Source organism: Pseudomonas sp. (genome assembly GCF_040514055.1).
Classification (GTDB): Bacteria; Pseudomonadota; Gammaproteobacteria; order Pseudomonadales; family Pseudomonadaceae; genus Aquipseudomonas.
In genome coordinates this window covers 143,239-166,742 of sequence record NZ_JBEVDL010000066.1, presented here as the reverse complement: position 1 = coordinate 166,742, position 23,504 = coordinate 143,239, and the positions used below count along the sequence as shown (strand labels likewise).

At 63.3% G+C, this 23,504-nt stretch carries 15 protein-coding genes and 1 pseudogene; 8 read left to right on the top strand and 8 right to left on the bottom strand.

What is annotated here, in order from left to right; all coding sequences use genetic code 11:
- Positions 1 to 7 precede the first annotated feature (7 nt).
- A complete protein-coding gene (gene arcA, locus ABWY06_RS17170) occupies positions 8 to 1,264 on the bottom strand; it encodes an arginine deiminase (protein ID WP_353926787.1) in 1,257 nt (418 codons plus the stop codon).
- 14 nt (positions 1,265 to 1,278) lie between these two features.
- Complete coding sequence (gene arcD / locus ABWY06_RS17165; RefSeq protein ID WP_353926786.1) at positions 1,279 to 2,706, bottom strand: arginine-ornithine antiporter; 1,428 nt, start codon at positions 2,704 to 2,706, stop codon at positions 1,279 to 1,281.
- Between the two features lie 125 nt (positions 2,707 to 2,831).
- Between arcD (ABWY06_RS17165) and ABWY06_RS17160 the strand changes: the two genes are divergently transcribed.
- Entirely contained in the window at positions 2,832 to 3,287 is a 456-nt protein-coding gene (locus ABWY06_RS17160; RefSeq protein ID WP_353926785.1) for a DUF5064 family protein, read from the top strand.
- Between the two features lie 133 nt (positions 3,288 to 3,420).
- On the opposite strand, the gene arcD (ABWY06_RS17155) is transcribed toward ABWY06_RS17160, so the two are convergent.
- The 6 genes from arcD (ABWY06_RS17155) to ABWY06_RS17130 form a co-directional block, all read right to left on the bottom strand.
- Positions 3,421 to 4,848 (bottom strand): arginine-ornithine antiporter, encoded by a 1,428-nt coding sequence (gene arcD, locus ABWY06_RS17155; RefSeq protein ID WP_353926784.1) that lies wholly within the window; start codon positions 4,846 to 4,848, stop codon positions 3,421 to 3,423.
- A gap of 167 nt (positions 4,849 to 5,015) precedes the next feature.
- Positions 5,016 to 6,299: a C4-dicarboxylate TRAP transporter large permease protein DctM gene (gene dctM, locus ABWY06_RS17150; RefSeq protein ID WP_353926783.1), complete on the bottom strand. Its 1,284-nt coding sequence runs from the start codon at positions 6,297 to 6,299 to the stop codon at positions 5,016 to 5,018.
- Positions 6,296 to 6,925, bottom strand: coding sequence for a TRAP transporter small permease (locus tag ABWY06_RS17145; protein ID WP_353926782.1), 630 nt, complete (start codon positions 6,923 to 6,925; stop codon positions 6,296 to 6,298). Before ABWY06_RS17145 ends, dctM begins: the two co-directional genes overlap by 4 nt.
- An 82-nt stretch (positions 6,926 to 7,007) precedes the next feature.
- Positions 7,008 to 8,000, bottom strand: coding sequence for a C4-dicarboxylate TRAP substrate-binding protein DctP (gene dctP / locus ABWY06_RS17140; protein WP_353926781.1), 993 nt, complete (start codon positions 7,998 to 8,000; stop codon positions 7,008 to 7,010).
- Positions 8,001 to 8,323: 323 nt separating this feature from the next.
- The gene (locus tag ABWY06_RS17135; RefSeq protein ID WP_353926780.1) at positions 8,324 to 9,706 is read right to left on the bottom strand and encodes a sigma-54-dependent transcriptional regulator; all 1,383 of its coding nucleotides are present in this window, start codon (positions 9,704 to 9,706) and stop codon (positions 8,324 to 8,326) included.
- Between the two features lie 65 nt (positions 9,707 to 9,771).
- A complete protein-coding gene (locus tag ABWY06_RS17130; RefSeq protein WP_353926779.1) occupies positions 9,772 to 11,586 on the bottom strand; it encodes a sensor histidine kinase in 1,815 nt (604 codons plus the stop codon).
- Between the two features lie 232 nt (positions 11,587 to 11,818).
- Between ABWY06_RS17130 and ABWY06_RS25955 the strand changes: the two are divergent.
- From ABWY06_RS25955 to ABWY06_RS17100, 7 genes and pseudogenes are all read left to right on the top strand, one after another.
- A pseudogene (locus tag ABWY06_RS25955) lies at positions 11,819 to 12,586 on the top strand (MCP four helix bundle domain-containing protein); the annotation flags it as partial.
- Positions 12,581 to 13,444, top strand: coding sequence for a methyl-accepting chemotaxis protein (locus tag ABWY06_RS25950; RefSeq protein ID WP_502948220.1), 864 nt, complete (start codon positions 12,581 to 12,583; stop codon positions 13,442 to 13,444). The pseudogene ABWY06_RS25955 and the gene ABWY06_RS25950, both read left to right, overlap by 6 nt.
- A gap of 243 nt (positions 13,445 to 13,687) precedes the next feature.
- Positions 13,688 to 15,148, top strand: a complete 1,461-nt coding sequence (locus ABWY06_RS17120) for a UbiA family prenyltransferase (protein WP_353926777.1) — start codon at positions 13,688 to 13,690, stop codon at positions 15,146 to 15,148.
- Between the two features lie 168 nt (positions 15,149 to 15,316).
- Positions 15,317 to 16,918, top strand: a complete 1,602-nt coding sequence (locus tag ABWY06_RS17115; RefSeq protein ID WP_353926776.1) for a hypothetical protein — start codon at positions 15,317 to 15,319, stop codon at positions 16,916 to 16,918.
- 75 nt (positions 16,919 to 16,993) lie between these two features.
- Complete coding sequence (locus ABWY06_RS17110; protein WP_353926775.1) at positions 16,994 to 19,153, top strand: glycosyltransferase; 2,160 nt, start codon at positions 16,994 to 16,996, stop codon at positions 19,151 to 19,153.
- 125 nt (positions 19,154 to 19,278) lie between these two features.
- Positions 19,279 to 21,390: a hypothetical protein gene (locus ABWY06_RS17105; RefSeq protein WP_353926774.1), complete on the top strand. Its 2,112-nt coding sequence runs from the start codon at positions 19,279 to 19,281 to the stop codon at positions 21,388 to 21,390.
- A 599-nt stretch (positions 21,391 to 21,989) separates the two neighbouring features.
- A complete protein-coding gene (locus tag ABWY06_RS17100; protein WP_353926773.1) occupies positions 21,990 to 23,453 on the top strand; it encodes a hypothetical protein in 1,464 nt (487 codons plus the stop codon).
- Positions 23,454 to 23,504: the final 51 nt, after the last annotated feature.

Sequence of the window (23,504 nt, the reverse complement as noted above, 5' to 3'; positions counted from 1 at the left end):
GCCGGACTCAGTAGTCCAGCGGGTCGCGGATGATCGGGCAGGTCATGCAATGGCCGCCGCCGCGGCCGCGGCCCAATTCGCTGGCGCTGATGGTGATGACTTCGACCCCGGCCTTGCGCAGCTGGGTATTGGTGTGGGTGTTGCGGTCGTAGCCGATCACCACGCCGGGCTCCAGGGCCACCACGTTGTTGCCGTCGTCCCATTGCTCGCGCTCGGCTTCGTAGCTGTCGCCGCCGGTGGGCACCACCCGCAGTTTTTTCAGGCCCAGGGCCTCGGCGACCACCGCCAGGAAAGGTTTCTCCTCGCGGCGGATGTCCAGGCCGCCAGGGCGGCTGGGGTCGGGTCTGATGCTGTAAGGCGTGATGCCCTCGATCGCCTCGGCAAACACCGTGACCAGGTCGCGGTCGCAGAAGCTGAACACGGTGTCCAGGTGCATGGCCGCGCGGGATTTCGGCAGGCCGGCGACTATCACCCGCTCCACCGCCTGCTGGGCGAACAGCGACTGGGCCAGCTGGCCGATCGCCTGGTGCGAGGTGCGCTCGCCCATGCCGATCAGCACCACGCCGTTGCCGATGGGCATCACGTCGCCGCCTTCCAGCGAGGCGGCGCCGTGGTCCTGGTCCGGGTCGCCGTACCAGACCTTGAAGTCGGCCTCGGCGAACTGCGGGTGGAACTTGTACAGGGCGCTGACCAGCAAGGTCTCCTGGCGTCGGGCGGGCCAGTACATGGGGTTGAGGGTTACCCCGCCGTAAATCCAGCAGCTGTTGTCGCGGGTGAACTGGGTGTTCGGCAGCGGCGGCAGGATAAAACTGGAGCGGCCCAGGTAGTCGCGGAAAAGGGCGATGCTGCTGCCGCCGAAACTGTCCGGCAGGTCGCTGCCGGCCACGCCGCCGATCAGGAACTCGGCCTGGGCGCGCGGCTCGAGGCTTTCCAGCCAGCTGCGCACCTCGTTCTGCAAGCCCACGCCAACCTGGTTGGCGGTGACCTTGCGGTCCAGGATCCATTTCAGCGCCACCGGGTTCTGCACGGTCTCGGCCAGCAGATTATGCATCTCCAGCACCTCGACGCCGTGCTCACGCATCTTGCTGACAAAATCGAAGTGGTCGCGTTTGGCCTGGCTGACCCAGAGCACGTCGTCGAACAGCAGCTCGTCGCAATTGCTCGGGGTCAGGCGTTGATGGGCCAGTCCGGGGGCGCAGACCAGGACCTTGTGCAGCTTGCCGGCTTCGGAGTGGACACCGAGCTTGGGCGGGACGTGCGTCATGTCATTCATCCTTGTTAGAGCGTCAGGAAGCCGTCGTAGAGGCCGTAGGCCGCGACCAGTGCACCGATGGCCACCGCGGCGAAAATCAATTTCTCGAGGGGTGTGAAGATGGGTTGGCCGAGTTCATGTTTGGCCTTGGCGTACAGGATCACCCCGGGGGCATAAAGCAACGCCGACAGCAGCAGGTATTTCACGCCGCCGGCATAGAGCAGCCACGCGGCATACACCAGCGCGACGGCGGCGATCGCCAGGTCCTTGCGCCGCTCGCCCGCCGCCTGTTCGTAGGTTTCGCCGCGTGCCGCCAGCAGCAGGGCGTAGGCCGCCGACCAGAGGTAGGGCACCAGGATCATCGAGGTGGCCAGGTAGATCAGCGACAGGTAGGTGCTGGCCGAGAACAGGGTGATCAGCAGAAACACTTGCACCATGGCGTTGGTCAGCCAGAGGGCATTGGCCGGTACCCCATTGGCGTTTTCCTGGCGCAGGAAGGCCGGCATGCTGTGGTCGCTGGCCGCGGCGAAGAGGATTTCCCCGCACAGCAGCACCCAGGACAGCAAGGCGCCCAGCAGCGACACGACCAGGCCGACGCTGATCAGCACCGCGCCCCAATGCCCCACCACATGCTCCAGCACCGCGGCCATGGAGGGGTTCTGCAGCTTGGCCAGTTCGGGTTGGGTCATGATGCCCAGCGACAGGACATTGATCAGCACCAGCAGCAACAGCACGGTGACAAAACCGATGATGGTCGCCTTGCCGACGTCCGTGCGTTTTTCCGCGCGGGCCGAGAACACGCTCGCCCCTTCGATGCCGATAAACACCCAGACGGTGACCAGCATCATATTGCGCACCTGGTCCATCACGCTGCCCAGGTCGGGGTTTTTCAGGCCCCAGATATCGGCGCTGAAGATCTCCAGGCGGAAGGCGAAAAAGCCGATCAGCACAAACAGCAGCAGCGGCACGATCTTGGCGACCGTGGTGACCAGGTTGATCAGGGCGGCCTGTTTGATCCCGCGCAGCACCAGGAAATGCACGGCCCAGAGCAGCAGCGAGGCGCCGATGATGGCGGCGGGGGTATTGCCTTCGCCAAACAGCGGGAAGAAATAACCAAGGGTGCTGAACAGCAGGACGAAATAGCCGACGTTGCCCAGCCAGGCGCTGATCCAGTAGCCCCAGGCCGAGGAAAAGCCCATGTAGTCGCCGAAGCCGGCCTTGGCGTAGGCATACACGCCGGCGTCGAGTTTGGGTTTGCGGTTGGCCAGGGTCTGGAAGACAAAGGCCAGGGTGAGCATGCCCACCGCGGTAATGGCCCAGCCGATCAGCACGGCGCCGACATCGGCGCTGGCCGCCATATTCTGCGGCAAGGAAAAGATCCCGCCGCCAATCATCGAACCGACCACCAGGGCGACCAGCGCGCCTAGCCGAAGTGTGTGGGGGGACTCGGACATGCACTGGCTCCAGGCGGGGGGTTGGAGGCCATTAGGCGCCCCCATCCGCTACGCCAGTACTGACCTGGGTCAAGGGCTGGTCAATGACCGCTGGTTAATATGGGGCGCAACGCGCCGGACCCCTGGTGCGGGCGTACGAGGAGAACGGCATTTTCAGTCCCGGACATGTGCAAATCGAACGAGGGCCCCTGTGCGGCAACCCCGGGTATCAACTGAGCCTGGATTACGCGGTACGACAGGATGACAGCGGCGTCTGGGTGGATTTCGTACTGGGTGGCGAGATCGGCGCGCAAAGGGTGCGCGAGGGCTTCAGCTTGCACCGCGACTTCGCCTACAACTTTCTGCAGAACGTGGGTCGTTGCCTGCGCAAGTACGGCCTGATCCCTCGCCTGGCACCGCTGTTCCTGTTTCATGGCGACTACGACCGGGTCTTCGCCGACCTGCGGGCGCAGCTGCACGCCCACGCTGGCGAGCCAGTGGACCTGCAGCGCTTTCTGCAGGGCGAGGGCCTGGCCGCAGGCGACAAACAGCTGTTCGCCGCCGTGGGCCTGAGGACCGAGCCTGCCCACCCGGGCTTGTAAATCGCAGGCCTAGAAAACCGAGTGACAGGCCAGTTGCCCTGCCGCTGACGCGTGGTCGCAGCGGGCGGCTCGGTGCAGCGAGGGCAACGGTTTGCCGCAGTCACAGGTCCTTGAGCCGGCACAAGCCTAAGCGTCAGAGCGTCAGTACACCCTGGTAACGGCCATACGCCGCGATCAGGGCGGCGATGGCCACCCCAGCGAAAATCAGCTTCTCGAGGGGCGTGAAGATCGGTTGGCCAAGCTCATGTTTGGCCTTGGCGAACAGGATCACCCCGGGCGCATAAAGCAGCGCCGACAGCAGCAGGTATTTCACCCCGCCGGCGTAGAGCAGCCAGGTGGCATAGGCCAGGGCGACGGCGGCGATCGCCAGGTCCTTGCGCCGCTCGCCCGCCGCCTGTTCGTAGGTCTCGCCGCGCACGGCCAGCAGCAGGGCATAGGCCGCCGACCAGAAATAGGGCACCAGGATCATCGAACTGGCCAGGTAAATCAGCGACAGGTAGGTGCCGGTCGAGACCAGGGTCAGCAGCAGAAACAGCTGTACCATGCCATTGGTCAGCCAGATGGCATTGGCCGGCACTCCATTGGCGTTTTCCTGGCGCAGGAAGGCCGGCATGCTGTGGTCGCTGGCGGCGGCGAAGAGGATTTCCCCGCACAGCAGCATCCAGGACAGCAGGGCGCCCAGTAGGGACACGACCAGGCCCAGGCTGATCAGCAGCGCGCCCCACTGCCCCACCACATGTTCCAGCACCGCGACCATGGAGGGGTTCTGCAGCCTGGCCAGTTCCGGCCGGGTCATGATGCCCAGCGACAGGACATTGACCAGCACCAGCAGCAACAGCACGGTGATAAAGCCGATCAGGGTCGCCGTGCCGACGTCCGTGCGTTTTTCCGCGCGGGCGGAAAAGACGCTGGCCCCTTCGATGCCGACGAACACCCAGACGGTGACCAGCATCATGTTGCGCACCTGGTCCATCACGCTGCCCAGATCCGGGGTGTTCAGGCCCCAGAGATCGGCGCTGAAGATCTCCAGGCGAAAGGCGAAAAAACCGATAAGGATAAACAGCAGCAGCGGTACGATTTTCGCGACCGTGGTGACCAGGTTGATCAGGGCGGCCTGTTTGATCCCGCGCAGCACCAGGAAATGCACGGCCCAGAGCAGTAGCGAGGCGCCGATGATGGCGGCCGGGGTATTGCCTTCGCCAAACAACGGGAAGTAATAACCGAGGGTGCTGAACAGCAGGACGAAATAGCCGACGCAGCCCAGCCAGGCGCTGATCCAGTAGCCCCAGGCCGAGGAAAAGCCCAGGTAGTCGCCGAAGCCCGCCTTGGCATAGGCGTACACACCGGCGTTGAGCCTGGGTTTGCGGTTGGCCAGGGTCTGGAAGACAAAGGCCAGGGTCAACATGCCCACCGCGGTAATGGCCCAGCCGATCAGCACGGCGCCGACGTCGGCACTGGCCGCCATATTCTGTGGCAAGGAAAAAATCCCGCCGCCAATCATCGAACCGACCACCAGGGCGACCAGCGCGCCTAGCCGAAGTGTGTGAGTGGACTCGGACATGAGGGCTCCAGGCCGGGGGACGCCATTGGTCCTCCCAGTGTGGCATGCCATTGCTGATCTGCATGTGGCCATGGGTAGGGGGCCGCGGACTTCGAACCCCGGACGCTGTAGGGGGTGCGGTATAAAAAAGCCCGGCATGTGGCCGGGCTCGGGTATCGCTGGCGGGGTCAGCGCATGCCCAGCCAGTTGGGCAGGGCCAGGGAAAGCCAGGGTACGTAGGTGATCAGGATCAGGAAGGCGAGCAGCAGCATCAGCCAGGGCATGGCGGCGCGGATGGTGGCGGTCAGCGGCATGCCGGTCACCGCCGCGGTGACGAACAGGTTCAGTCCCACCGGCGGCGTGATCAGGCCGATTTCCATATTGACCACCATGATGATGCCCAGGTGGATCGGGTCGATGCCCAGCTGCATGGCGATGGGGAACAGGATGGGCGCCAGGATCAGGATGATCGCCGAAGGCTCCATAAAGGCGCCGGCCACCAGCAACACGATATTGACCACCAGCAGGAACATCATGGGCGTCAGGCCCGCGTCGATCACCCAGGCGGTGATCGCTTGGGGAATCTGCTCGGTGGTCAGCACGTGGGCGAACAGCATGGCGTTGGCGATGATAAACATCAGCATGATGCTCAGCTTGCCGGACTCCAGCAGCACCTTGGGACAGTCACGCACGCGCATGTCCTTGTAGACGAACAGCGCGATAAAGGCCGAGTAAACCGCCGCGACGGCTGCCGCTTCGGTCGGCGTGAACATGCCCGAGTAGATGCCGCCAAGGATGATCACCATCAACAACAGGCCCCAGCTGGCCTTGCGCGCCGCGCTCAGCCACTCGCGCAGCGACGCCCGCGGCATGGCCGGCAGGTTCTTCTTCACCGCGATTATGTAGATCGCGATCATCAGCACCACGCCGAGCAGGATGCCCGGGATCACGCCGGCCATAAACAGCTTGCCGACCGAGGTCTCGGTGGCCGCGGCGTAGACCACCATGACGATCGACGGCGGGATCAGGATGCCCAGGGTGCCGGCGTTGCAGACGATGCCGGCGCCGAACGCCTGGGGATAACCCGAGCGGACCATGCCGGCGATGGCGATCGAGCCCACGGCCGCCACGGTAGCTGGCGAGGAACCCGACAGCGCGGCGAACAGCATGCAGGCCAGGACCGCGGCAATCGCCAGGCCGCCGCGAATATGGCCGACACAGGCATTGGCGAAATCGATCAGGCGCTTGGCCACGCCGCCGGTGGTCATAAAGGCGCCGGCCAGCAGGAAAAAGGGAATCGCCAGCAAGGTGTAGTGTTCGGAGGTCTCGAACAACTTGATCGCCAGCGAGCGTACCGAGTCGGGGCTGAACAGCATGATGGTCAGCGACCCTGCCAGGCCGAGGGATGCGGCGATCGGCACGCCGATAAACATCAGCAGAAACAGCAGCAGAAACAGGAACAGGATGGTCATGGCTTGGGCGCCTCGTGCTCGGTCAGCTTGACGGCTTCGGCGGCCTCGTCGGCCAGGCCCAGTCCGGTTTGCTGATTGCGCAGGATGCGCACGAAGATCTCGAAGAAGCGGACAAACACCATGGCGTAGCCCAAGGGCACTATCATGCCGATCATCCATTGCTGCACGCCGAAGTGGCCGAGGTCCTCGGCCCCGATGCCAGCGGTGAACAGGGTCTTGACCCAGTCGAAGCTGGCCACCGCGATCAGCCCGGAATAGCCCAGGCAGGCCAGTACGGCGATCAGGCCAATGATCCGTTGCAGCGGTTTGCTGGCCAGCTTGACCAGTGCATCGACGCCGATATGGCCGGCGGTGCGCACGCCATAGGCCAGGCCGAAGAAGATCAGCCAGGCGAACAGCGCCTTGGTCAGCGCGTTGCTCCAGGTCATGGCCTGGGCCAGGCCGAGAATGACGTCACCGATGGCCAGCAGCGTCTCGTTGCCATCCAGGCGATCGGCCAGGTTGTAGAACAGCGTGTAGAGGTTGTTGAGGATCACGTAGACGAAGGTGACGAGCGTCATGGCCGCCAGCAGGAAGGCGATGAAACCTTCCTCGAAATGGTTCCAGACGCGCCAGAAGGCGTTCATGGTGGGTATCTCCCGGTGCGGGTGAACAAGAGCCAGGTCTCGACCCGCCGCGGCGACGGTCGACACCTGGAGGAGCCGGGGTTTACTGCGCGTTGGCGGCTTCGGCGGCCTTGATCAGGTCGGCGCCGATATCACCTTCGAACTTCGTCCACACCGGCTTCATGGCGTCGCGCCAGAGGGTGCGTTGCTCGGGGGTCAGGCTGATGATTTCACTGGTCTTGGCGTCGATGATGCGTTGTTTGTCAGCCTGGTTAAGGGCATCCGCCTGTTTATTCACTTCGGCGGTGACTTCGACGACGATCTTGTCCAGTTCACCGCGCACGTCGGCGGGCAGGCCGCTCCAGAAGCTGGTGTTGGTGATCAGCATATAGTCCAGCACCCCGTGATTGGACTCGGTGATAAAGGGTTGCACCTCGTGCATCTTTTGCGAATAGATGTTTGACCAGGGGTTTTCCGCGCCATTGACCACACCGGTCTGCAGGCCCTGGTAGACCTCGGCGAAGCTCATTTTGCGCGGGTTGGCGCGTATCGCCTTGAACTGCTCCTCGAGCACCGCCGACGCCTGCACGCGGAACTTCAGGCCGCGGGCATCCTTGGGTTCGTGCAGCGCCTTGTTGGCCGACAGCTGCTTCATGCCGTTGTGCCAATAGCCCAGGCCGGTGATGTTCTTGCTTTCCATGGCCTTGAGCAGACCCTGGCCTTGCGCGCTTCGCTGGAAGCGATCGACCGCCTGGATGTCGGTGAACAGGAACGGCAGGTCGAACAGCTGGACCTGTTTGGTGTACTGCTCGAACTTGGCCAGGGACGGCGCGATCAGTTGAACGTCGCCCAGCAGCAGCGCTTCCATTTCCTTGCCGTCACCGAACAGCGAGGAGTTCGGATAGACCTCGACCTTGACCTTGCCGGCCAAACGCTCCTCGGCCAGTTTCTTGAACAACAGGGCACCCTGACCCTTGGGCGTATGTTCGGCGACCACGTGGGAGAATTTGATCACGATGGGATCGGCGGCCTGGGCCAGGCCGGCAATGGCGAAAGACAGGGCGCAGGCGACGGCCTTGGCGGTCAACTTGAACATACGGGACTTCCTTGTGTGAGGGGGTGTCGCAAGCCGCGAAGGCCGGGTTGAGAGACGAACGAGCCAGCCTGGGCCGTCAGTCGCAACACTGAATGCGCTGCGCAGAGGGCCTGGAGCTGTTTTCGGCGGTTTGCCTCAAGAGCCCTGGAGCAACCGGCATGCCAGCCTGCCGACGGACCAGCATGCCCAGTCGTCGCCACTCCGGACGGCCCTTGCCCGCCGGACGCGCGGCCGCCTCCACGCCGCCGCGTTAACCCACCGGGGGAGCGCCGCAGGCGCCGGGTGAAAAGGGCAGGGGTGGAGAAGTGGCGGATTATCGCCGCTCAGTCACTTTCATCCGGCGGAATTCCGCCTGTCTCGCTGGTGCTCAGTCCATGCTTGCGCAGCTTGTCGTGCAGGGTCTTGCGCGGGATGCCCAGGGCTTGCGCCAGGCTGCGCAGGGAGTTGTGGGGGCGTGCCAGCTCGGCGGCGATCAAGGCGCGCTCGAAGGCCTCGACCTGTTCGCTGAGACCGCCGCTGACCTCGGGCAAACTCGCCGTCAGGTTGTCCAGGGCCAGCTCCAGGCCCAGGGCAAAACGTTCAGCGGCGTTCTGCAGCTCGCGTACGTTGCCGGGCCAGGGATGGCGCAGCAGCAGCGCCCGCTGCAGCGGTTGCAGCTCGCGCGCGGGCAGGCCGTGGCGGGCGCTGGCGCCGTCGGCGAAATGCTGGAACAGCAGCAGGGCATCCTCGCCCCGTTCACGCAGCGCCGGGATACGCAGTGGCGCGACGTTCAAGCGATAATAGAGGTCGGCGCGGAAGCGCCCCTGATCGGCGGCTTGACGCAGGTCCTGCTTGGTCGCGGCGATCACCCGGATATCCAGCGGCACCAGTTGATTGCCCCCCAGGCGTTCGACCACGCGCTCCTGCAGCAGGCGCAGCAGCTTGACCTGAACATCCAGGCTCATGCTCTCGATTTCGTCGAGAAACAAGGTGCCGCCGTTGGCGAATTCGAACTTGCCGATGCGGCGTTTCTGCGCGCCGGTAAAGGCCCCCGGTTCATGGCCGAACAGTTCGCTTTCCACCACCGATTCGGCAAGCGCCCCGGCATTGATGGCGACAAAGGGCCCGTTGCGGCGGCTCGACAGGTCGTGCAGGGCGCGCGCCACCACCTCCTTGCCGGCACCGGTCTCGCCGAGAATCAGCACGTCAGTGTGGATGCCCGCCAGGGCGCCGATCTGCTCGCGCAGGCGGGCCATGGCCGGTGACTGACCGACCAGGCGTGCCGACAGCTCCTGGCGATCGGACAACGCCAGGCGCAGGCTGCGGTTATCCAGCACCAGGCGGCGCAGGGCCAGGGCCCGCCGCACGCTGTCGAGCAGGGCGTCGCTGGCGAAGGGTTTTTCCAGGAAGTCGTAGGCGCCGGAACGCATGGCCTGAACCGCCAGGGGGACATCGCCGTGACCGGTTATCAACAACACCGGCAGCTCGCTGTCCTGCTCACGGAGCTGGGCCAGCAGTTGCAGGCCGTCGAGGCCGGGCATGCGGATATCGCTAACCACCACCCCGGGCCAGTCACGGCCGATACGCCCGGCCAGCTGCTGGGCATCGCCCAGGGTCAGGACGCTCAGGCCGGCCAGGTCGAGGGTCTGGCTCAGGGCCTGGCGCAGGTGCGGATCATCGTCGATCAGCAGGACCTGGACACGGCTGTCGATGGGGCTGTCGGTCATGGAGAAAGGTCCTCGAACGGTGGATAGGCAGCAGGAGGAGGACATTCTTGCAGCGTCTGTGCCACTCAGCTGGAAAGGTCTTCCGGTGCCTGCAGGTTGGCGCCGGGCGGTGCCGCGCGCAATTGCAGGATCAACTCGGCACCCCCCTCGGCGTGGTTGCCGATCAGTAACTCGCCGCCCAGGGCGCGCATCAGCGTATCGCAAATCGCCAGCCCCAGCCCCAGGCCCTGGGCGCTGGTCTTGGTGGTGAAAAAGGGTTCTCGGGCGCGCTGCAGGGCTTCGGCCGAGAAGCCCGGGCCGTTGTCGCGCACCGTCAGCCGGATGCCAGTGTCGGTCTGCTCGGCGCTGAGGCGGATTCGTCGCGGCGGGGCTTTTTCGATCAGGGCGTCGAGGGCGTTGGCCAGTACGTTGCCGAGCACCTGGCGCAGCCGTGTTTCACCGGCCTGGACCCACAGGGTCGCATCCGGCAGGTCGCGGATCAGCTCCACCTGCATGGCGCGGCGGCGTTTGGCCAGCAGGGCCAGGGCGTCGTCCAGCGCCGGCTGCAGCGCCACGCTGACCGGGGCGTGGCGGTCGCGGCGGGCGAAAGCACGCAAATGGGCGATGATCGAGGCCATGCGCCCGGTCAGTTCGCTGATCAGGCCCAGGTTGCCACGGGCCTCATCGGTGCGCCCGTGGTCGAGCAGCACCCCGGCGTTTTCGGCGTAGCTGCGAATCGCCGCCAGCGGCTGGTTGAGCTCGTGACTGATGCTCGCCGACATGGTGCCCAGCGCCGAGAGTTTGCCGGCCTGCACCAGCTCGTCTTGAGCCTGCAGCAGATCCTGCTGAGCCTGTTCGCGCTCAAGCACTTCCTGTTTGAGGCGACTGTTCAGCTCCTCCAGATCCCGGGTGCGCTCCAGCACGCGTATTTCCAGCTCGCGCCGCGCACGGGCATCCAGGGCGATGCGCTCGAGGTAATGTCGGCGTCGCTGCATCAGCAGGCCGAGCAACAGCATCAGCATCAGCAGCGCGCCACCGCCGATCACCACGGCGGTGCGTACGGGGCGCTCGATCTGCACGGCCGGGGCCAGGATGTTCACGGTCCAGCCGGTTTCGGCGAGCGCGCGGCTTTGGGTCAGCCAGGCATTCGGGTCGAGTTCGAGGGGCGCCGGGGTCAATGTCGGATAAGGTTGGTTGGCGGCTATCTCGCGGCGTTCCTGCGGGCTCAGTGCCCGGCTGGCGCGAAAGCGCCAACGGGGGTTGGAGGTGAGAATCACCACGCCGTTGGCGTCGGTCACCAACAACTGTTCCGGCGTGGTTCCCCAGAGCACTTCGGTATGGTCCAGGTCGACCTTGATCACCAGAACCCCGCGTACCTGTTCGCCGTCCTGCACGGCGGCGGCGAAATAGTAGCCGCGCTTGCCCGAGGTGGTGCCCAGGCCAAAAAAACGCCCCGGGCGTGCCGCCATGGCCTCGCGAAAATACGGGCGGAAGGCGAAGTTGCGCCCGACGAACGAGTCCGCCTGGTCCCAGTTGGAGGCGGCCAGGGTGTTGCCCGCGGCATCCATCAGGTACATCACATCGGCGCCCGTTTGCTCGCGCACGCGGGTCAGCAGCTGATTGGCGCTGTGCTGAGCGGCAGGCTCCCCGGGCTGGGCCAGGACGCTGCGCAAGGCCGGCAAGTCGCCGAGTATCGGCGGTAGCGCCTCGTAGCGACCCAGGGTGCCGAGCAAGCTGGCCACGTACAGGTCCAGGGTCTGGCGGTTCTGCTCGATCAACTGGTTGCTGTAATAGCGTTCGGCCAGTTGCTGTAGCGGCCAGAGCAGTGGCGCCAGCAGCAAGGCCAACAGCGCCAGGCTGCGCCAGCGTGGGCGGTGGTGGGAGGGTGCAAACTCGTGCATCCGGTAGCGCTCGGCGAGGGGCGGCTGGACGCTCGACAGCCTGGGGTCCCTATATTGCCAGCAGTGGGCGGTCCAGGGGCGAAGTTTTCCGCGGGCCAACGTGGTGGGGCGTCCCCGGTGAAAGTGGTCAATACTGCACTGAGGTTAGCTGTCGTGGTCGCACCTCGTCATCCGGCCTTTCTACGCGAAGCATGGATGGGCGCATGCGTATCCAGTGGTGGAGGGTTGCAAGATGTTGTCGTCAATCTCGGTGCGTATGCGCCTTTTAGTCTTGGCCCTGGTGCCGCTGGTCATGCTGTTGGTGGTGATCAGCCTGGCCCTGTCGAATGCCAGCCGCCTGAATGATCACTTTCGTGAGTTGTTTATGGATCGGATGCAACCGATCAGCCAACTCAAGATCATTTCCGACGCCTATGCGGTCAGTGTCGTCGATGCGTCGCACAAGTACCGTGCAGGCGTTTTCGACGAGTCGACCTTTCGCAGCGGGGTGGGCGAGGCTCGTCAGCGCATCGACCTGGCATGGCGTGCGTACAGCTCCACCAAACTGACGGCCGAGGAGCTCTCCCGGGTCCGGCGCATCGAGCCCATGTTCACCACCGCCAACCAGCTGATCGACCAGTTTCTCGGCGAGGTGCAGGGCGGTCAGTTGCGCGCCCAAGAGGCCAAATTGTTCAACGAGCGCCTGTACGGCAGCATCGATCCGCTCAGTGGCGAGCTGGAAGGCCTGATCAAGCTGCAGCTCGATGAAGGGGTCAAGTTGAACGAGTTGACCCAGAGTCAGTACGCCAGCATCAAGCAGAGTTTCCTGCTGATCGGCACCTTGGCGCTGGTCCTGGTGCTGACCGCGGCGTTGATGATCAGCTTGTCGATCATCCGGCCGCTGCGCAGCCTGAGCGCGGTGATCGGGCAGGTGCAGCGCTCCTCCGACCTGACCCTGCGGGCGCCGGTCAATGGCAGCGATGAATTGGCCAGCACCGCCGAGGCCTTTAACACCATGCTTGAACACCTGCAGGGGCTGATTCGGCACCTGGGAGACGCCGCGATCCAGTTGGCCGCGTCCTCCGAGGAAATGAGCGCCATCAGTAGCCAAGTCAGCCATGCGGCGGCCTCCCAGGGCCAGCAGACGGACATGGTCGCGACCGCAGTGCATCAAATGAGCGTGGCGGTGCAGGAGGTGGCCCGTACTGCGCTCAATACGGCCCATACGGCGACCGCGGCCAACCAGGAAACCCGTCAAGGCAGTACGCTGGTCCAGGCCAACCTGCAGTCCATTGAGCAATTGTCGCGTTCCATCCAGGAGGGTGCGCAGGTAATCAATCGTCTGCACACGCAAAGCGATGAGATTGGCACCGTGTTAGGGGTCATCCAGAGCATTGCCGAACAGACCAATCTGCTGGCCCTGAACGCCGCCATCGAGGCGGCCCGGGCCGGCGAGGCCGGTCGCGGTTTCGCGGTGGTTGCCGATGAGGTGCGCAGCCTGGCGAGCAATACGCAAAAAGCCACCGAGTCGATTCGGCGCATGATCGGTGCCTTGCAGGACGGCGCGCAACAGGCCGTGGCCGCCATGCAGCAATCCCGGCAGCAGGCCGAAGGCAGCGTCAGCCATGCCCGCGAGGCCGGTGAAGTCTTGGCGCATATCACCCATGCCATCGAAGGCATTGCCGATGGTAATGCCCAGATCTCCTCGGCCACCGAGGAGCAGACCGCGGTTTCCCACGAGATCAGCCAGAATATCAACAGCCTCAACGACAGCATTCGCGAAGTGGTCAATGGCGCCGAGCAGAGCTCGATCGCCAGTCGCGACCTGGCGCTTCTGGCCACCGGCTTGCAGCAGCAGGTGGGGCGTTTCAAGGCCTGAGGCGCCGGGATTTTTCACCCCCCGGGGACGGCGGCGCTCAATCGAGAGCGCCGCCGCGGCGGTGTCGAGCGCTCCGCGAAACCCAGGTCGGGGGGTGGGGGTTCTGCTCGATTTCACCGCCGCGCCGGGCTCTATGTCGGGCCGCCATCAACTCGCTGATGACCTACAGGGCTGGGACCGCTTAGAATCGGCGGTTTTTAGCTCAATGGGGCGCCTGCCGCGGGCGCGCTTCAAGGGATTCCGATGACCCTCACTCCGTCATGCGCTGCAGACGCAAGCCTCAGACTTCTGCCATTGGTTGTCGACCTGGACGGCACGCTGCTGCGTTCTGACATTCTGTTGGAGTCCGCCTTGGTGTTCGTCAAGGCCCAGCCGTTACGACTGCTGGCGCCTTTGGCCTGGCTGGCGAAGGGCAAGGCCCACCTCAAGGAGCGCTTGGCCCACAGCGTCGACCTGAACGTCGCCAGCCTGCCCTATGACCCTGCAGTCATTGCACTGATCGAGACTGAGCGCGGCAAAGGCCGCAAGGTGGTGCTGGCCACGGCCAGTCACCGGCGTTACGCCGAGCAGATCGCCGAGCATCTGCAGCTCTTCGACCAGGTGCTGGCCAGCGATGGGCAGACCAACCTGACCGATAAGGCCAAGCGCGATTGTCTGGTCGCGGCCTTTGGCGAGCGTGGGTTCGATTACGTCGGTAATTCCATGGACGACCTGTCAGTCTGGTCGGCCGCCCGGCACGCCTATGTCGCCAATCCGGAGCGCGGCGTCCTGGGGCGTGCGCAGGTGCAGGGCAATGTTGAGCAGGTGCTGGATCAGCACCGCGCGGGGCTCAAGGACTGGCTCAAGGCGCTGCGTGTGCACCAGTGGATGAAAAACCTATTGATTTTCGTGCCGCTGCTGGCCGGTCATCAGTTGAACAATCCGGCGTTGTTGCTCAAGGCGGTGATCGCCTTTGTGCTGTTCGGGCTTTGCGCCTCGAGCGTTTACCTGCTCAATGATCTGCTCGACCTGGAAGACGATCGACATCACCCGACCAAGCGCAAGCGTCCCTTCGCCGCCGGTGTGCTGGCGCTCAAAGCCGGGGTCCTGCTATGCCCGCTGTTGCTGGTGCTGGCCTTTGCCGGTGCGGCATGTTGGTTGCCATGGCCGTTTATGGCGGCTTTGGGACTTTATTATGTGATCACGCTGGCGTATTCGATCTGGCTCAAGCGCCTGATGGTCGTCGATGTGATCACCCTGGCGGCGCTATACACCATGCGCATCATCGCCGGGGCCATGGCCGTGGCGCTGGTTCCGACGTTCTGGCTGCTGGCCTTCTCCATGTTCGTCTTCCTCAGCCTGGCATTGGTCAAGCGCTATGCGGAGCTACGGGTGGCCCGCAGCAAGGGGCACACCGACAAGGCCAGGGGGCGCGGCTATTACCCGGACGATCTGGAAATGATCGCATCCATGGGTGCGGCATCGGGCTATCTGTCGGTGATGGTGCTGGCCCTGTATATCCAGGACGGTGCCACGGCGGCCATGTACCGCCACCCGGAGATCATCTGGTCGGCGTGTCCGCTGCTGTTGTTCTGGATCAGCCGGATGTGGATGTTGACCCACCGTGGCGCCATGCATGACGACCCCATCGTCTTTGCCATCAAGGACCGCGTCAGCCTGGTGACCTGCGGTCTGATCGCACTGGTGTTCTGGCTGGCGACTTAAACGATGCCCATGGCCTTGGGTTGGCGCTTGTCCAACCTGTCCGAAGGAGACTGAGCGAGTGTGTAAAAGGATTGATTGGCCCCAATGATGGATTTTATGCGTAGGCGTGTCGCGCCGCAGTTATGGATATTGTTTGTCCTCGCTGCGCTGCTCTTTGCGGGAATGGCCATGGTGGGTACATGGAACAATTTCTCGCCGGTGCCGTTTTGGGATATGTGGAACGGCTACCTGGAGTTCTACCTGCGCTCTGCGCAAGGTTGGGCGCCCTGGTGGGAGTTGCACAATGAACACCGCCTGGTACTGCCCAAGGCATTGTTCTGGCTGGAGCTGCGTTTCCTGAACGGGTCGCTGGTCGGGCTTTTTGTACTGAACTGGTTGCTCGCGTTGTCCGTGTTCCTGGTTTTCGCGTTTGTGCTCAGTCGTCTGACTCCCGCCTGGCGCAGCAGTCGTGGGTTCTGGGTAGCCGCGGGGTTGCTCGGCATCCTGAGTTTTTCCTGGATTCAGGCGGACAATTTTACGTGGGCGTTTCAAAGCCAGTTCTTTCTGGCGTATTTGCTGCCGCTGCTTGCGTTTTGCGTGCTGGCCGAGGCCCGAAGCCAGGACTCGAACAGGCTCTTCGTACTGGCACTGGTGCTCGGTGTGCTCAGTGCCGGGACCATGGCCAATGGCGTGCTGGCGCTACCGGTCCTGGCACTCCTGGCGCTTGTACTGGGCCTTGGCTGGCCGCGTGTGCTGCTGATTGGCGCGCTGGCCGTGCTGGTCATCCTGGGGTATTTCCACGACTACCACACCCCGGATGGACATCGGTCCATGGTCGAGGGGATGGTCGAGCACCCCCTCGAGCTGCTCGAGTACGTGCTGCTGTACCTGGGCGGTCCCTTGTACTTCATGGCGCTCAACGCCAGTCAATGGCTGGCCGAGCTGGGTGGCTGCTTTCTGATCGGCAGTTCGCTGTTTTTTACCCTGAGGTTTTTGTCGGCCGATCAGGTGCGACCTCAGCAGTGGGCGCTATTGGGGTTTCTGCTGTTCGTCGGGGGTACGGCGGTGGGGACGGCCAGTGGACGCGTGACGCTTGGGCTGGATCAGGCCCTGGTCAGTCGCTATATGACGCCGGTGCTGATGGCCTGGTGCGTGCTGGTGGTGCTGTATTTCAACCATTTTGGCGAGCGGCTGTTCGCGTCTACCCGTAACCTGATGCTGTTCGCCCTGGTGCCCCTGCTGATGCTGCCCGTGCAGGCGAGGACCCTGAAGTCGCCGCCGGTGCTGTTCGAGCGCCGTGTGGCGGGCCTGGCGCTCGAGCTGGGTGCGCTGGACACGGAAATTATCGGCAAGGTCTACTTCGATGCACCGCGAGCCCTGTCCATTGCCCAGCGGGCTCGACCGCTGCGGTTATCGGTTTTCGGCTACGCCGGCATCGCTGGCGCGCAGTCGCGGTTGGGCGAAACCTTGGCGACCCTGCCGACCCGTCCCTGCAGAGGTAGCCTGGACCGGACGGCGCCCCTGGTGGGCGAGCCTGGTTTCGAGCGCATCGAGGGGTGGTTGTATGAGCCGGAAACCGAACGCGTGCCCCAGTCGGTACTGCTGGTGGGTCCGCAGGGCGTGATCCAGGGGTATGCGTTGACAGGACGGGCACGTGCCGACGTGCAGTCATTGGTCTCGCCGCAGGCGGGTCTTGGCGGCTTCTTGGGTTACCGGTCCACGCAAGGCATGAGTGAGAGCGCGATGTTCCTGGTGGGTCAAAATCCCGCTTGTCTCTACAAGATGCGATGAGCTCATGAACCTTTCTCTTACTTTCACGGGATCGAACCACCAGTGGGCCAGTCAGCTTTGAAGAACCCATCGGGCTTGCCTCTGGTCACGGTCATCATTCCGGTCTTCAAGGGGTTGGAACTGACCCTGGGCTGCCTGGACAGCGTGCTAGCCGATACGTACGACGACCGGCGGCGGCAGATTTTGGTGGTCAATGACGCCAGCCCGGACCAGGCGTTGGTGGACGTCTTGCGCCGCCGGGCCGAGACCGGCGAATTCAAGTTGATCGAGCATGCGCTTAATCTGGGTTTCCCCGCGGCAGTCAACAGCGCCCTGGCGCAAACGCCTGAGGGCGATGTGGTGTTGTTGAACGCCGATACCGAGGTGGCGCCGCGTTGGCTGGACAAGCTTTCCCGGGCGGCCTACTCCCGAGCCCATGTGGGCACCGTCACGCCCTTTTCCAACAACGCGAGCATTTGCAGCTTGCCGTTTGTCGATCAGGCCGGTTTGCAGGTTTCGCTTGGCACCGAGTACCTGGACCAGGCGGCCGAACGGATCAACCCGCAATGCTATGTCGAGCTGCCCACCGGGGTCGGCTTCTGCCTGTATGTCACCCGGGACTGCCTGGCGGCGATCGGTGGCTTGGATGCGGCCATTTTCGGCCGCGGCTATGGGGAGGAAACGGATTTTTGCTGCAAGGCGCTGCGCAAGGGCTTTGTTCATTTACTAGCGTGCGACACCTACGTTTATCACCATGGCCAGGCCAGCTTTGGCAGCGATGAAGGCGATGCACGACGGCTCGCTGCCGAAAGCCTGATCCACCGGTTGCACCCCAGTTACCCGGCCGACTTGCTGCGTTGGTTGCGGCGCGATCCCGCGAGCGTGCAGCGGATAGCGTTGCTGTTCGACCTCATCCGCTCATCGGAAGCACCCTCGGTATTGATGGTGACCCACCGCATCGGTGGCGGGGTCGAACGTCATATCCAGGAGTTGGGCGCTGTAGTGCAGGGGCGGGCCTGGCCATTGGTGCTGCGGCCAACGGCCAACCGTCACTGCATGACCCTGTCGCTGGGGGTGGACAAGCGCAGTGAGTCATTGCGTTTCGACCTGCAACAGGATGGCGAGCTGCTTTTGCAGCTGCTGCGCGCCCTGGGCGTGGCGCGGTTGCACGTGCACCACGTGGTGCAGGTTCCGCAGGATGCCTGGGCCCTGCTCGACCGGCTGGAGGTGCCGATGGATCTGACGCTGCACGACTACTGCATCGTCAATGGCAACCCGACCTTGACCAACGAACAAGGGCTTTATCAGTCGGCGGTGCTGCCCGCTGCGCTGGTGCCCAGACAGGGGCGAGCCGATGCGCAGCGACTGCAGGATCTGGCGCGCCGGGCGGCTCGTTGTCTGGTGCCGACCGAGCAGGCCGGCCGGCATGTGCGCCAATGGCTGCCAGAGCTCGTCGTACAGGTCCATGCGCATCCGGATCGGGAACTGCGGGGGGCCTATCCATCGCCTCGGCCCTCCCGGGGCGACCCTCTCCGCCCATTCCGCGTGGTTTGCATTGGCGCGTTGGGCCGGGAAAAAGGCGTCGAGGTCCTGAGGGCGGTGGCCAACCTGGCCGCGAACCAGCGGCTGAACATGGAGTTTGTCCTGATTGGCTCGTCGCATATTCCGCTGGGCCGGAATGTCACCACCAGCGGGTCGTATGACGAGGCGGACTTGCAGCGGCTGCTGGCTGGGCAGTCTGCGGACTTGGTCTGGTTTCCGGTGCTCTGGCCGGAAACCTGGAGCTATACGCTGAGTGCGGCATTGGAGGCCGGATTGCCGATATTGGCCGCCGACATTGGCGCTTTCCCCGAGCGCTTGCTGGCGCGCCCCTGGAGTTGGCTGCTGACGCACCGCAGCTCGACGGGCGACTGGGTCAAGCAACTCAAGGACATTTGCCAAGTGTTGCGCGCCGCCGAGCACACGCCCGGGGATCAGCCTTGGTTGCAACCGGCGGTCGAGCCTTTCTATACCCGGTCCTATCTGGTGGTCCCGCCAGCACGAGAAGCAGCGGGGATGCTGCCGGACGCAGGGCAATGGGCCTCTCGCTGCCAGTCACTGTTCAAGGTGGCGATTCCCAAAGGCGGGCGCGGTATCGTGTTGTCGTTGGCGTTGCGCGTCCGGGAGTGGCCGCTGCTCGGGGCAGTGCTGGCCATGGTTCCGTACAATCACCAGCGGCGGATCAAGCGCTTCCTTTCGCGGCGGCCCCTGCATTGATGGGATCCATGGCCGGGCGCGAACGGCCAGGGTGCGAGCCGGCCTGGTGCTGCGTGGCATTCTTTTCAGGCTCGCGCCGCTCTCAAGCGGCAGCCTGGTCCAGTCGGATATTTGAGTAGATCGTTATGACGCGTTCGTTCTGGTTGTCCTGTCTGGCCATTTTGATGCTCTTCACCCTGCCGGTACGCGCCGAGCAATGCCCCGAGGGTAATTTGCTGGCCGGCAAGCTGCCGATCAGCGATGTCGGGGGGGGCGTGCAGCTGGGCTTGGCCACGGATAGCGAAATCATCACCGAGGGCGGGCTGTGGAACGCCGCGCAAGCGCTGGTCTTCGCCGATGTCGGGGCTTTCCTGGTTTACGACCTGGGTGCCGCGTATCCCCTGCAATCGATGTTGTTGCAGGCTGATTCCAACGACTTCTACCGAGTATCAGGCTCGTTGGACAACCAGACCTTCAGTGCCCTGTGGAGCGTGCCGCAGGGTGTCGGGCATGGCCAGCGGGTGCGGATGGTCGGTAACTTGGCCGGAGTCTCGGCGCGCTTCCTCAAGTTGGAGCCCGTCAGTGGTGATGGCTCGTATGCCTTCACCGAGCTGCAGGTCAGCTGCGAGCAGCCGTTTTTGGCACGCCTTAAGGTGGTACAGGCGCAGGCGCAAGGCGTTGTCCAGGAGCAAGCCGCCGACTGGCGCTGGGATGATGCCAGTGCCTCGCGCTGGCAGCTGGTGTTGGCGTTGTTGGCGTTGATCCTGTACGGCGTGCATCGGCGTACGCGTGCCGGCAAGTGGTCGCGTCGATGCACTGATGGGGGCTTGGCGGTATTGGCGCTGGTGTCGGGTCTGACCTATTTCAATTTTGGGGCGTTTCATTTCCCCAACTACATCCACACCTGGGACAGTTACCACTATTACATGGGGAGTAAATACTTCCCGGAGTTGGGTTATGACGGGCTCTACGATTGCTCGGCGATAGCCGATGTCGAGGCGGGACTCGGTGATCGGGTCGCCGCACGCAAGCAGACCAATCTGCAGACCAATCGCCTGGAGGCGACCGACGCACTCCTGGCCGACCCCCAGCGTTGCCTGCAGCGTTTCAGTGCCCAGCGTTGGTCGGCGTTCAAGGCGGATGTCGCGGTATTTCGCGATCGAACGGAGCCGCAGCGCTGGGACATTATGACGACGGACCACGGGTTCAACGCCACGCCGGTTTGGACCATGCTTGGCGCGGCGCTGGCCGGCCTGGCGCCGCTGACTGAGCAGCGGCTGTTATGGCTGACCGCCCTGGATCCGCTGTTCTTGCTGGCGGCGTTCGGACTGATTGGCTGGGCCTTTGGCTGGCGGACGATGGCGCTGGGGATGGCGATATTTGCCTGCTATTTCCCGGCGCGTTTCTATTGGACCGGTGGCTCGTTTCTGCGCTGGGACTGGTTGTTCTGGAGCGTGGCGGCAGTCTGTCTGCTGCGTAAGCGCTATCCCTTGCTGGGCGGGCTGAGCCTTGGCTATGCCGCCTTGTTACGCGTGTTTCCCGGAGTTATGGCCGTTGGCCTGTTGTTGGTGTTGCTCTATCGTCGCTGGAAGCACCGCCGCTGGGACCTGCCAAGTCTGCGCTTTTTTGCCGGGATGCTGATCGTCGGCGCGTTGCTGGTGCCAGCCAGCGAACTGGCGGCGCAGCGGCCTGGAACGCATCTGGCGTTTATCGGCAATACACTTAAACATGCTGGCACCCCCCTGACCAATAACATGGGCCTGCGCACCGTGCTGGCATACCGGTCAGACGAGACCGGCCAAGTCTTGTTCGACGAAGCGCGGCAGGAGCCTTGGCGGGCTTGGCAAGAGGCGCGGCTGGCTGCATTTGGCACGCTCAAGCCGCTGTATGCGGTGCTGGCGTTGGGCTGGTTGGCCCTGTTGATCTGGGCGCTCCGGTCACAGCCGCAATGGGTCGCACTGGCGCTGGGCGCTACCTTGATCCCGGTCGCAGTGGACCTGACCAGCTATTACTATGCGTTTATCCTGGTGTTGGCGCCGCTGTGCGTGGTCAGTCCACGCGCGGGCTACGCGTTGCTGGGGCTGTCAGCGGCAAGCCAGTTTATCGCCTGGGCCCCGTTGGCCGGCATGTCGAGCTGGTTCGATGTGCAGTTCGCCCTGATCTCCCTGCTGACCCTGGTGGGGTTCTTGTTGGTGATAGTGATGGTCGGGCGCACGCCAGTCGGGCCAGGCGACCGGCTGCATGCAGGTTCGGACTGAGGCTGCGCGGTATTTTGTGACGCGCCGCGCGTTATGCCTAATAAAGGCAGGCGTCTGGCAATCCGCGGCAGGCTTGAGTCGTGGTCGTATTGATGCGGAACTGTGTCGCAAAACCGACAAGCCGTAGATTTCACCCGGGCGACCAGCGCCTTTTATGGCCCCGCAACGCCTGCGATCGCGGCGCCTGCGCGGTGGCCAGGAAAAGCGTGCAAATTTCTACAAGAGGCTTGTGCTTTTTTATGGTGCTCCTATACTGGCGGAGCTCCATGGCAGCAGATAGCTTCCTATGTCGCGTGTTGATTGGGGGCTTATGTTGGTCGGGCGAATGCTCGGCTGACCTAAGCCCCCAATTTTATTACAGCGAATAAATGAACATCTGTGGACGGAGCTCCTCTATAACATGAGGCTGTCAAGAGTCCGGTTACTGTTCCCATACCTTCTGGGAAATTGACGTAACCGCTCAATTTTTCGTAAATTGTTCGCGGTCTGGTCTTGCAATGCCGAGGCTTGCTGGATAGCATCACTCTCGCGCTTTGTGAGCAACCCTGCGAAAAAGCTGTTCAACACGTTACATACAAGCTGAAAAGGAATCTCTGCAAATGAAAAAGTTTTTGCCTAAGGCAATCGCTCTCGCTGTCAGCCTCGGTGCTGCAGCTTCCGCTAACGCGACAAACGTCAATTCCGACGGCCTGGGCGAGGTGCTTCTGTACCCGGCCTACACCGTTCAGGAAGGCAACGACACCGCGATCAGCGTGACCAACACCACTAACCAGATCAAGGCTGTCAAGGTTCGTTTCCTTGAAGGCATGAACTCTCAGGAAGTGCTCGACTTCAACCTGTACCTGTCCCCGTTCGACGTGTGGAACGGTGTGGTTGTTCGCACTGACGCCGGCGCCAAGCTGGTTACTCAGGACAAGTCCTGCACCGCACCGGCTATCCCGGCTGGCGGCGTTGAGTTCCGTAACCTGCAATACGCTGGCACCGATTACGCTGCTGGTAAAGGCGGCCCGCAAGGCACCGACCGTACCCGTATCGGCCACGTTGAGCTGATCGAAATGGGCGTGGTTGATCCTCAGTTCCTGCTGGCTCCTGGCGTCAATGCTGCTAGCGCCATCGTCCACACCGCTGCTGGCGTTCCGGGCAACTGTGCTGCCGTTTCCAACGCTTTCAAGGTTGGCGGCATCTGGGCTCAAAACGTTGACGCTGGTATCAGCACTCCAGTTGGCGGCCTGTACGGCGTTGGTACTGTGACTGACGTGAACGAAGGCGCTCAGATCGGTTACGATGCTACCGCTCTGGCTGACTTCTCCGTTGCTCCTTCCCTGCACCAGCTGCCGGGTTCGCTGCTGCCTTCGCTGAACAACGGCGTTTCCTACGCTACCTTCTCCGACGGCACTGCTGCTGACTTCCCTGACAGCGTTGACGCTGTGAGTGCTGTCCTGGCTAAAACCGCTCTGTACAACGAATTCGCTACCGAATCCGGTGTTGACGCGAAAAGTGATTGGGTTGTTACCTTCCCAACCAAATACGAATACGTCAACGTCCCGGCAGCGAACCTGGTTGCTGACCAGCCGTTCGTCAACAAGTGGAGCGCAGCGGTAGTTGGTACCGTAGCCGGTTCCTCTTGCCAGCCGATCGGTCTGCAGTACTGGGATCGTGAAGAGCAAAGCCAAGCAGCTGGCGACATCGACTTCTCGCCAACTCCGGTTGCCGGCGGTATCGCTCTGTGCTTCGAAACCAACGTCATCTCCTTTGACGACAGCAACGTCCTGGCCGGTACTGGTGACTACGTTCACTTCAAGTTCCCGGTTGAGCGTGATGCTGGTTGGGCTCAAATCACTTTCACCGACGCTGCTAACGTGCTGACTGGCGTAAACGGTACCGTAACCAACGGCGTGTTCGCACCGACCGCTGGTAACGTTAACGTCTTCGGTCTGCCGGCTATCGGCTTCTCGATGATCAAAGTGAGCAACGGTGAGCTGCAAGTTGACGGTAAGTCGGTTCTGTCGAACTACTCCGCTGCTTGGGATCACAAAGCTAGCACCCTGCGCGTTCGTCCGTAAGGATTACGCTTAGTGTGTTGACTCCTTGGAGTCAGAGAAAACGGAGCCTTC

What these genes read in the sequence shown, in the direction of transcription:
- arcA (WP_353926787.1), bottom strand. Translation starts at nt 1,264, where the DNA reads ATGACGCACGTCCCGCCCAAGCTCGGTGTCCACTCCGAAGCCGGCAAG.
- arcD (WP_353926786.1), bottom strand. Translation starts at nt 2,706, where the DNA reads ATGTCCGAGTCCCCCCACACACTTCGGCTAGGCGCGCTGGTCGCCCTG.
- arcD (WP_353926784.1), bottom strand. Translation starts at nt 4,848, where the DNA reads ATGTCCGAGTCCACTCACACACTTCGGCTAGGCGCGCTGGTCGCCCTG.
- dctM (WP_353926783.1), bottom strand. Translation starts at nt 6,299, where the DNA reads ATGACCATCCTGTTCCTGTTTCTGCTGCTGTTTCTGCTGATGTTTATC.
- ABWY06_RS17145 (WP_353926782.1), bottom strand. Translation starts at nt 6,925, where the DNA reads ATGAACGCCTTCTGGCGCGTCTGGAACCATTTCGAGGAAGGTTTCATC.
- dctP (WP_353926781.1), bottom strand. Translation starts at nt 8,000, where the DNA reads ATGTTCAAGTTGACCGCCAAGGCCGTCGCCTGCGCCCTGTCTTTCGCC.
- ABWY06_RS17135 (WP_353926780.1), bottom strand. Translation starts at nt 9,706, where the DNA reads ATGACCGACAGCCCCATCGACAGCCGTGTCCAGGTCCTGCTGATCGAC.
- ABWY06_RS17130 (WP_353926779.1), bottom strand. Translation starts at nt 11,586, where the DNA reads ATGCACGAGTTTGCACCCTCCCACCACCGCCCACGCTGGCGCAGCCTG.
- ABWY06_RS25950 (WP_502948220.1), top strand. Translation starts at nt 12,581, where the DNA reads ATGCTTGAACACCTGCAGGGGCTGATTCGGCACCTGGGAGACGCCGCG.
- ABWY06_RS17120 (WP_353926777.1), top strand. Translation starts at nt 13,688, where the DNA reads ATGACCCTCACTCCGTCATGCGCTGCAGACGCAAGCCTCAGACTTCTG.
- ABWY06_RS17115 (WP_353926776.1), top strand. Translation starts at nt 15,317, where the DNA reads ATGGTGGGTACATGGAACAATTTCTCGCCGGTGCCGTTTTGGGATATG.
- ABWY06_RS17105 (WP_353926774.1), top strand. Translation starts at nt 19,279, where the DNA reads ATGACGCGTTCGTTCTGGTTGTCCTGTCTGGCCATTTTGATGCTCTTC.
- ABWY06_RS17100 (WP_353926773.1), top strand. Translation starts at nt 21,990, where the DNA reads ATGAAAAAGTTTTTGCCTAAGGCAATCGCTCTCGCTGTCAGCCTCGGT.